This is a genomic window from Streptomyces sp. NPDC059373 (assembly GCF_042751495.1).
Classification (GTDB): domain Bacteria; phylum Actinomycetota; class Actinomycetes; order Streptomycetales; family Streptomycetaceae; genus Actinacidiphila.
The window spans coordinates 19,364-28,803 of sequence record NZ_JBHYXC010000052.1; the positions used below are offsets into that span (position 1 = coordinate 19,364).

At 70.4% G+C, this 9,440-nt stretch carries 4 protein-coding genes; 2 read left to right on the plus strand and 2 right to left on the minus strand.

Features of this window, described 5'->3' with window-relative positions:
* Positions 1 to 123: 123 nt before the first annotated feature.
* On the minus strand, positions 124 to 2,691 hold the full coding sequence (gene pepN / locus ACFXJ5_RS36930; protein WP_384641447.1) for an aminopeptidase N: 2,568 nt from the start codon (positions 2,689 to 2,691) through the stop codon (positions 124 to 126).
* A gap of 322 nt (positions 2,692 to 3,013) precedes the next feature.
* On the opposite strand from pepN, the gene ACFXJ5_RS36935 reads away from it, so the two are divergent.
* Positions 3,014 to 4,006, plus strand: coding sequence for a hypothetical protein (locus tag ACFXJ5_RS36935; protein WP_384641449.1), 993 nt, complete (start codon positions 3,014 to 3,016; stop codon positions 4,004 to 4,006).
* An 11-nt stretch (positions 4,007 to 4,017) separates the two neighbouring features.
* On the opposite strand, the gene ACFXJ5_RS36940 is transcribed toward ACFXJ5_RS36935, so the two are convergent.
* Positions 4,018 to 5,721, minus strand: a complete 1,704-nt coding sequence (locus tag ACFXJ5_RS36940; protein ID WP_384641452.1) for a TIGR03767 family metallophosphoesterase — start codon at positions 5,719 to 5,721, stop codon at positions 4,018 to 4,020.
* Between the two features lie 347 nt (positions 5,722 to 6,068).
* On the opposite strand from ACFXJ5_RS36940, the gene ACFXJ5_RS36945 reads away from it, so the two are divergent.
* Positions 6,069 to 9,383, plus strand: a complete 3,315-nt coding sequence (locus tag ACFXJ5_RS36945; RefSeq protein ID WP_384641455.1) for a S8 family serine peptidase — start codon at positions 6,069 to 6,071, stop codon at positions 9,381 to 9,383.
* Positions 9,384 to 9,440: the final 57 nt, after the last annotated feature.

Genomic DNA, 9,440 nt, shown 5'->3' on the forward strand with positions numbered 1-9,440 from the left:
TGCCGGGAGTTGCTTCCCCCACCCCTTCCCGAAAACGCCGGACGGGCTTCAATTTGCCGAAGGGGCGCCCCGGACCGTTGTGCGGTCCGGGGCGCCCCTGTGCGCAGGGGCAGGGCAGCCGGGTCAGCCGGCGGCCGCGTCCACGGCTTGGGCCTTGAGGGCGCGCTCGACGCCGGCGCGGGCCTCGGTGACCATCCGGCGGAGGGCGGGGACGGGGTCGGCGGTGGCGAGCCAGGCGTCGGTGGCGTCGAGGGTGTCCTGGGAGACCTGGAGGGAGGGGTAGAGACCGAGCACGATCTGCATGGCCATCTCGTGGCTGCGGGACTCCCAGACGTCCTGGATGGTCTCGAAGAACTTCGCGGCGTACGGAGCGAGCAGCTCACGCTGGTCGGTCTGGACGAAGCCCGCGATGACGGCCTCCTGAACCGCGTTCGGGTACTTCTCGCTCTCCACGACGGAGGCCCAGACCTCGGCCTTGGTCGCCTCGGTGGGGCGCGCGGCCCGCGCGGTCGCGGCGTGCCGCTCGCCGGCGGCCGTGGCGTCGCGCTCCAGCTCGGCCGCGATCTCGGGCTCGTCGGCACGGCCGGTGGCGGCGAGCCGCTGAAGCAGCGCCCAGCGCAGCTCGGTGTCGATCGCCAGGCCCTCGATGGTCTCGGTGCCGTCGAGCAGCCCGGCGAGCAGGTCCAGCTGCTCCTTGGTGCGCGCGGTGGCGGCGAAGGCCCGGGCCCAGGCGAGCTGGTGGTCGCCGGCGGGGGCGGCGGCACGCAGGTGTTCCAGCGTGGCCTCCGTCCAGCGGGCGAGCCCCGTCTCCCGCCAGGCCGGGTCGGCGTACAGGTCGATGGCGAGCTTGACCTGGCGGTGCAGGGACTGCACGACGCCGATGTCCGACTCCTTGCCGATGCCGGACAGCACCAGCTCCAGGTAGTCCCGCGCGGCCAGTTCGCCGTCACGCGTCATGTCCCAGGCCGAGGCCCAGATCAGGGCGCGCGGCAGCGACTCGGTGAAGTCGCCGAGGTGCTCCTTCACGGTGGCCAGCGAGACCTCGTCGAGCCGCACCTTGGCGTACGAGAGGTCGTCCTCGTTGAGCAGCACGGCCGCGGGCCGCTTGACCCCGACCAGCTCGGGCACCTCGGTGAGCTCGCCGTCGACGTCGAGCTCGACGCGCTTCGTACGGACCAGCTTGCCGTCCTGGAGCTCGTACGCACCGATGGCGATCCGGTGCGGCCGCAGCACGGCCTCGCCCTTGGCGCCCGGCGGGAGGGCGGGGGCCTCCTGGCGAACGGCGAAGCCGGTGATGACGCCCTCGTCGTCCACCTCGACCGCGGGACGCAGGATGTTGATACCGGCCGTCTCCAGCCAGGCCTTCGACCAGGTCTTCAGGTCACGGCCGCTGGTCTCCTCCAGGGCGCCGAGCAGGTCGGCGAGCCGGGTGTTCTTCCAGGCGTGGGCCTTGAAATAGGCCTGGACGCCCTTGAAGAACTCGTCTTGGCCGACGTACGCCACCAGCTGCTTGAGCACCGAGGCGCCCTTGGCGTACGTGATGCCGTCGAAGTTGACCTGGACGTCTTCCAGATCGTTGATCTCCGCCATGATCGGGTGGGTGGAGGGCAGCTGGTCCTGCCGGTAGGCCCAGGTCTTCATGGAGTTGGCGAAGGTGGTCCACGAGTGCGGCCACTTGCTGCCGGGCGCGGCCGCCTGGCAGGCGATGGAGGTGTAGGTGGCGAACGACTCGTTCAGCCACAGGTCGTTCCACCACTCCATGGTGACCAGGTCGCCGAACCACATGTGGGCCAGCTCGTGCAGGATCGTCTCGGCCCGCACCTCGTACGCCGCGTCGGTCACCTTCGACCGGAACACGTACTGGTCGCGGATGGTCACCGCGCCCGCGTTCTCCATCGCGCCGGCGTTGAACTCCGGGACGAAGAGCTGGTCGTACTTGTCGAAGGGGTACGCGAAGTCGAACTTCTCCTGGAACCAGTCGAAGCCCTGCCGCGTGACGTCGAAGATCTCGTCGGCGTCCAGGTGCTCGGCCAGTGACGGGCGGCAGTAGATGCCGAGCGGCACCGTGCGGCCGCCACCCTCCCAGCTGCTGTGTACGGCGTAGTACGGGCCGGCGATCAGCGCGGTGATGTACGTGGAGATGCGCGGGGTGGGCTCGAAGCGCCAGACGTTGTCGACCGGCTCGGGGGTCGGCGAGTTGGAGATGACCGTCCACCCGGCGGGCGCCTTCACGGTGAAGCGGAAGGTCGCCTTCAGGTCGGGCTGCTCGAAGCTCGCGAAGACACGGCGGGCGTCCGGCACCTCGAACTGCGTGTAGAGGTACGCCTGCTTGTCCACCGGGTCGACGAAGCGGTGGAGGCCCTCGCCGGTGTTGGTGTACGCCGCGTCGGCGACGACCTTCAGCTCGTTGGCCCCGGCCTGCAGGGAGGGGAGCGTGATCCGGGAGTCGGCGAAGACCTCCGCCGGGTCCAGCGCGGCCCCGTTGAGCAGCACCTCGTGCAGAGTCGGCGCGACCAGGTCGATGAAGGTCGAAGCGCCGGCCTCGGCGGCGTCGAAGCGCACCGTCGTCACCGACCGGAAGGTGCCCCCGTCCTGTGCTCCGCTCAGGTCGAGATCGATCTCGTAAGAGTCCACCGTGAGCAGGCGCGCGCGCTGCTGCGCCTCCTCACGGGTGAGGTTCGTGCCAGGCACGTATCCGTCTCCTTCGTCGGTCTTTGCCTCATCCTCGCACGTGGGACAGGGGCGCCGCCCGAGGGATTTCCCTGGTTGTGGACAACCGCCGGCCGGATCACCGCAAGGGGTGACCCCAGCCCCACCGGGGCCCTCGGACCGGGTCACGGCGACCACCCCGGCCACCCCTCGCGGCCTGGGCCGGACGGTGGATCATCACTCGGATAGGTGAAAAGCTCCCGTCGGCAACCGAACGCATGAACTTTAGTGCGGGGATGTCCTGGTTTGTCGACGGGACTGTAACAGCGGTTAGCGGGCGATCGCGGCGAGGAATTGACCCGGCATGAACCACAACATCCCCCTCAGCCCCCGCCCCCTCGACCACCTTTCCCGCAACCAGCGACGGGTCTTGACGGTCAGTCAGCTCCGCGAGCACGGCGTCACCGCGAGCGACCTCGCCGAGCGCTGTCGCCCGGGCGGCCCCTGGCAGCAGTTGCTGCCACACGTCTACCTGCTGCACGCCGGGCCGCCCACCAGCGAAGAACGACTGGAGGCCGCGCTGCTCTACGCGGAGGGTCCGGAGGGCTCACAGGGCGAGGTCATGGTCACCGGCCTCGCGGCCCTGGCCCTGCACCGCTTCTCCTCCGTGCCGCCGCTGATCGGCCTGGACCGGATCGACCTGCTCGTGCCCCGGCAGCGGCGGCTGAAGGCGTCCGGCGAGGTGATGATCCACCGGGCGCACGTCCTGCCCGGTGCGGAGGAGGTCGCCGGGGTGCCGTGCGCCCCGGTGCCCCGGGCGCTCGCGGACGCCGTGGCGGAGCTGGACGACCCCGAGACCGTACGCCGGCTGCTCACCGAGGCGGTGCGCGGCGGGCACTGCGAGGCGACGGCGGTGGTCAGGGAGCTGAGCCAGGCACGGCTGCTGTCCCGGCCGCACGTGGTCGAGGCCGTCGACACCCTGCTCGCCGAGGGCCGGGCGATCGCCGAGGGGCGCCTGTACGACATGGTGCGCTGCTTCGGCCTCCCCGACCCGGTGTGGCACGTGGACCTGCGGCTGCCGGGCGGCCCGCACCTCGGCGGTGTCGACGCGTACTGGCCGGAGCACGCCGTGGCGGTGGAGATCGACGCCCGCGCCCCCCGCCAGGAGGAGGACGCGCTGTGGTCGGAGTACGCCCGCAAGCGCGAGCACCTGGAGCGGCTGGGGATCACCCTCGTGCACATCACCCCGAAGAAGCTGCGGGAGTCCCTCGAACAGCAGGCGGCCGTGGTGCGGACGGCGCTGATGGCCTCGTCCGACCGCTCCCCGGCCACGTACGTCGTCGTACTCCCCGCCTAGTGCGGCCTGGATCAGTGCTTCTTCAGCAGCAGCTCGACATTGCGGTCCCCCGACGCACCGGTGAGCTTGGCGGGGGTGGCGCCGGGCGCGTTGTAGGCCAGCTCGCGGTACAGGGCGGCGAGGCCGGTCTGCGAGAGGTCGGCGAAGTCCGTGCGGTGCGGGGCGGCGGACTCGACCAGGGTGGCGATCAGGGACAGGGTGCCGTCGTGGTTGTCGGTCAGCTCGATGACCCGGGCCAGCTGCGGGAAGTCGACGTGGGAGGCGGTGGAGACCTCCCAGAAGGTGCCGTGCGCGACGATCTTGTTCGTGTGGCTGTGGCCGTTGATCCAGGCCGCGACATTGCGGTGCTTCTTCAGGACGGCGAGCAGCTCCTCGCCGCCGTGCCGCTTCTCGCCGGGGTGGGCCGGGTCGGTCACCAGATTGGTCATGGCCCAGCTGGGGTGGTGGCTGAAGACCAGCACGGTGGCGTCGGCGTTGGCGGTCAGCTGTGCCTTCAGCCAGTTGAGCTGGGCGGTGCCGAGGGAGCCCCGGTAGTCGCCGCCGCGGTCGGTGGTGTCGAGGCTGATGCCGACCACGGAATCCGCGATCCGGAACGAGTAGTACATCGTGTCGCCCCGCAGGTTGGCCTCGGTGTAGCCGTGCCCGACCGGGCCTGCGCCCCGGTGGGCCGGGTCGAGGTGGGCGGTGAGGTAGCCGTGCGGGGTGAAGGGGGCGCGCCGGTCGTCGGCGGTGACGGTGCGGGCCTTGGAGGCGTACGAGGTGAAGACGCCGCGGACGGCGGTGCCTTTCGGGTCCGTACCGCTCCTGATGATCTTCTGCAGCTTCACGGCCTCGGCGGAGGGGATCGACTGCAGCTTGCGCGAGCCGGTGGCCAGGTCGTGCCAGAAGGAGCCGTACGCGTAGGCGCCGCTGGAGAGCATGTCGTGGTTGCCGACGGTCGAGTACCAGGGGACGGACAGTCCGGGGCTGGTGACCTGGCGGGTCGCGGCGTCGAGGTAGCCCGCCAGCCGGGGGAAGCCGAGCTGCTTGTCGCCGTCGCGCACAGTGGCCTCCGGCTGCCAGAAGAGCTTCAGCCCGGAGTCCTGTACGCCCTCGTAGCCCTTCGGGTCACCGGAGTTGGGGGTGATCCGGCCGCCGCTCATCGCGGTCAGGAACCACTCCAGCTCGAGTTGGGAGTTGTTGTCGGTGTTGTCGCCGGTGGTCATGACGAAACCGACCGGTTCACCGGTGGCCGGGCCTGCGCGCAGGGCGTTGACCCGCTCGACGAGCGACGCGGCGCCGGCCACCGTCAGCGCCTCGTGCGGCCGCCAGCCGCCGGTGTTGGCGGCCCGCAGGAACTCGGTGCGCAGCGGTGACTGCACATCGGTGATGTGCAGATCCGTGAGCTGTACGAAGCAGGCGAGAGCCGTACGCCGTCCGGCCCGCCCGCTCTTGGCGGTCGCCAGCTCGGTCCGCGTCACGCGGGACCAGCCCGGCCCGTCGGCGAGGCGGCGGTAGCTTCCGCTGCCGCGCGGCGCGGCGACGGTGCGCAGTGTCGTACCGGTCGTGGAGGGGGCGGCCGGTACGACGGACAGCGCTCCCGTGGCCGAGCGCGCGGCAGCGGGTGATGACGCCTTCGCGTCACCCGAACCCGGCACCAGGGCGATTCCGAGCCCCGCGCCGACGGCGGTGACGCCGGACGCGAGCAGGAAGTTGCGGCGATCGATACCAGACATACGGAGCTCCCCCGTGACGGGTGCGGCGTAACCAATGACCGGACGGACGTCGTTCACCTGGATCGTTGGCAGCCGGGATGGCCGGGCGAGCAACGGAAACGGAACGCTGGGCGCCGACTTCGGGACAACGATCTGGTGTATGCCGCACGGACATCGCCGGGGCGGCCGCCGGATCCGTGTCGCTCACGCGGAGTTCACTTGCGCGGCTGCCTGTCCGCTTTGCCCTGAAGTGGGTTGTCGCATCCGCGTCATGTCGGGCTTACGCCACGGACGCCCCTCCCCAACCACGGGCCGCATGGCCCAATGTGTCGGTCAACTGGCGCCCAAATCTTGAACAAGGATGCCCCATGACCCTCGATCACATACGTGCGAAGAGACGCGTGGTCCGGATCGCGCTCGCAGCCGGCCTGGTGGCCGCGCTGTCCGCAGCCGGCCCCTCTCTCGCCGCCGCCGACACCGCGGGCGCGGCCGATCCCGCTGCCGCGCCGGCCAAGGCCGTAGCCGACAACGACAAGTTGGGCTCGGCCGACGCCGACCTCCTCGCCAAGGCCAAGGCCGACGGCGACAAGAACGTCACCCTCATGATCGCGACCACCCCCGGCAAGACCGAGCAGGTCGCGGACCAGCTCGGCGCCGTGAAGGGCGCGTCCGTGGGGCAGACGTACGACAAGCTCGGCTACGTACGCGCCACCGTGCCCACCGGCAAGGCGGACGCGGCGATCAGCACGGCCACGAAGCTGTCCACGGTCAAGGCGATCGATCTCAAGCAGGAGATCCAGATCGACGACCCGACGCCGTCGGCCGACACCACCGAGAAGGCGGCCGCCGCGGCCACCGCCACGACGACGTACTCGGGTCCGAGCGCCGGCACCCCGGCGCAGAACCCGTACCAGCCGGCCTTCGAGACCGGCGCGGTGGACTTCGTCAAGGACAACCCCAAGGCCGACGGCCGGGGCATCACCATCGGCATCCTGGACGCCGGCGTCGACCTCGCGCACCCGGCGCTGCAGAAGACCACCACCGGTGAGCGCAAGATCGTGGACTGGGTCACCTCGACGGACCCGATCACCGACGGCGACAACACCTGGCGCCCGATGCTGACCGGGGTCTCCGGCCCCACCTTCACGGCCAACAGCCGTACGTGGACGGCGCCCGCGGGCTCGTACTACTTCAGCCGCTTCCGGGAGAGCTACACCATCGGCGGCGACATGGCCGGCGACCTCAACCGCGACGGCGACACCACCGACATCTGGGGCATCCTCTACGACCCGGTGGCCGGAACCGTCCGCGTGGACCTCAACGACAACGGTGACTTCACCGACGACGAGGCCATGAAGCCGTACAAGGACGGCTACCAGATCGGCTACTTCGGCACCGACGACCCCAGTACGCAGATCTCCGAGCGCATCCCCTTCGTGATCCAGATCAAGAAGGACGTCAAGCTCGACCCGTACGGCGGCGACTACGTCGGCAAGACCGCCGACTTCGTCAACATCGGCGTCGTCGAGTCCGAGCACGGCACCCACGTCGCCGGCATCACCTCCGCCAACGGCCTGTTCGGCGGCAAGATGAACGGCGCGGCCCCCGGCGCGAAGATCGTGTCGTCCCGTGCCTGCACCTGGTCCGGCGGCTGCACCAACGTCGCGCTGACCGAGGGCATGATCGACCTGGTCGTCAACCGCGGTGTGGACATCGTCAACATGTCCATCGGCGGCCTGCCCGCGCTGAACGACGGCAACAACGCCCGCTCGCAGCTGTACACCCAGCTGATCGACACCTACGGCGTCCAGCTCGTCATCTCGGCCGGCAACAGCGGCTCCGGTGCCAACACCATCGGCGACCCCGGCCTGGCCGACAAGGTCATCAGTGTCGGTGCGGCGGTCTCCAAGGAGACCTGGGCGGCCGACTACGGCTCGGTCGTGGAGAAGAAGTACGCCCTCTTCCCCTTCTCCTCGCGCGGCCCGCGTGAGGACGGCGGCTTCGCCCCGACAATCTCCGCCCCCGGCGCCTCGATCAACACCATCCCGACCTGGGAGCCCGGCGCCCCCGTCGCGGAGGCCGGTTACACCCTCCCGGCCGGCTACGGCATGCTCCAGGGCACCTCGATGGCGTCCCCGCAGGTCACCGGCGCCTCGGCGCTGCTGCTGTCCGCCGCGAAGCAGAAGGGCATCGCCCTCACCCCGGCGAAGCTGCGCACCGCGCTGACCAGCACCGCCACCCACATCCCGGGCGCCCAGACGTACGAAGAGGGCTCAGGCCTGATCAACATCGTCAACGCCTGGCACCTCATCAAGGCGGGCGTCACCGCCCACGAGTACACCGTCAAGGCACCGGTCGACACCTCCCTCGACCAGTACCTGGCCACCCCGGGCTTCGGCACCGGCCTCTACGACCGCGAGGGCGGCCTCAAGACCGGCCAGCGTCGCTCGTACGACATCACCATCACCCGCACCACCGGCCCGGCCGGCTCGGTCAAGCACCAGCTGGAGTGGGAGAACAACGACGGCACCTTCCGCTTCGACGGCCCGAGCACCGTCTCGCTGCCGCTGAACACCCCGGTCACCGTCAAGGTCGCGGCCAAGACGTACGCCGCCGGGCTGCACAGCGCCACCCTGGAGGTCAACGACCCGAAGACCCCCGGTACGGACACCCAGATCCTGGCCACGGTCGTCGTCTCCAAGCCGCAGGCCGCCCCGTCCTACGCGGTCAGCGCCTCCAGCTCGGTGCAGCGCAACAGCACCAAGTCGTACTTCGTCACCGTCCCCGACGGCGCCAAGACCCTTGAGGTCGCGCTCGGTGGTCTCGCCACCGGGAGCCAGACCCGCTTCATCGCGATCACGCCGTACGGCGTCCCGGCCGACAACACCGCGACGACGTACTGCTACCCGAACTACACCACCACCAACGGCTGCAACCCCGCCCTGCGCTCCTACGCCGACCCCATCCCGGGCGTCTGGGAGATCGAGGTCGAGGCGCGCCGTACGTCCCCGCTGCTCGACAACCCGTACAAGCTCACCGCCACGGCGCTGGGCGTGACCTTCGACCCGGCGACCCGGACCCTGGACCAGGCCACGATCGGCACGGCCGCCCCGGTCGACTGGACGGTCAAGAACAACTTCGCCCCGATCACCGGCGGCAAGCTCCAGGGCGGTGCGCTGGGCTCCTCCGCGAGCTCGCGGTCGACCATCGCGGACGGCGGTTCGGTGACCACCGAGGTCGTCGTCCCCGAGGGCGCGACCCGCCTGGACGTCTCCATCGGCAACACCTCCGACACCTCGGCCGACCTCGACCTCTACGTGGCCCTCAACGGCACGACGGTCGGCCAGTCGGCGGACGGCGACTCGGAGGAGTCGGTCAGCCTCGCCAACCCGGCGGCCGGTACGTACACCATCACGGTGGACGGCTACTCGGTCCCCTCGGGCAGCACCGGGTACGACTACCAGGACGTCTTCTTCTCCAGTGCCCTCGGCTCGGTGAACGTCGACGACTCACAGACCGTCAACCTGGCCAACGGTGCCTCCACCGGCATCACCGCCGAGGTCCTGGTCAACGCCGCCGCGCCCGAAGGACGCCAGTTCTTCGGCGAGGTCAGCCTGCTCGACGCCGGCGGCACCGTCGCCGGTACCGGCAGCGTGCTCATCAACAAGGTCGTCACCGGCTGACGCCGATCCGACGACACAACCGGGGCGGGGGCGAAAAAAAGAGCCCCCCCCCGGCGG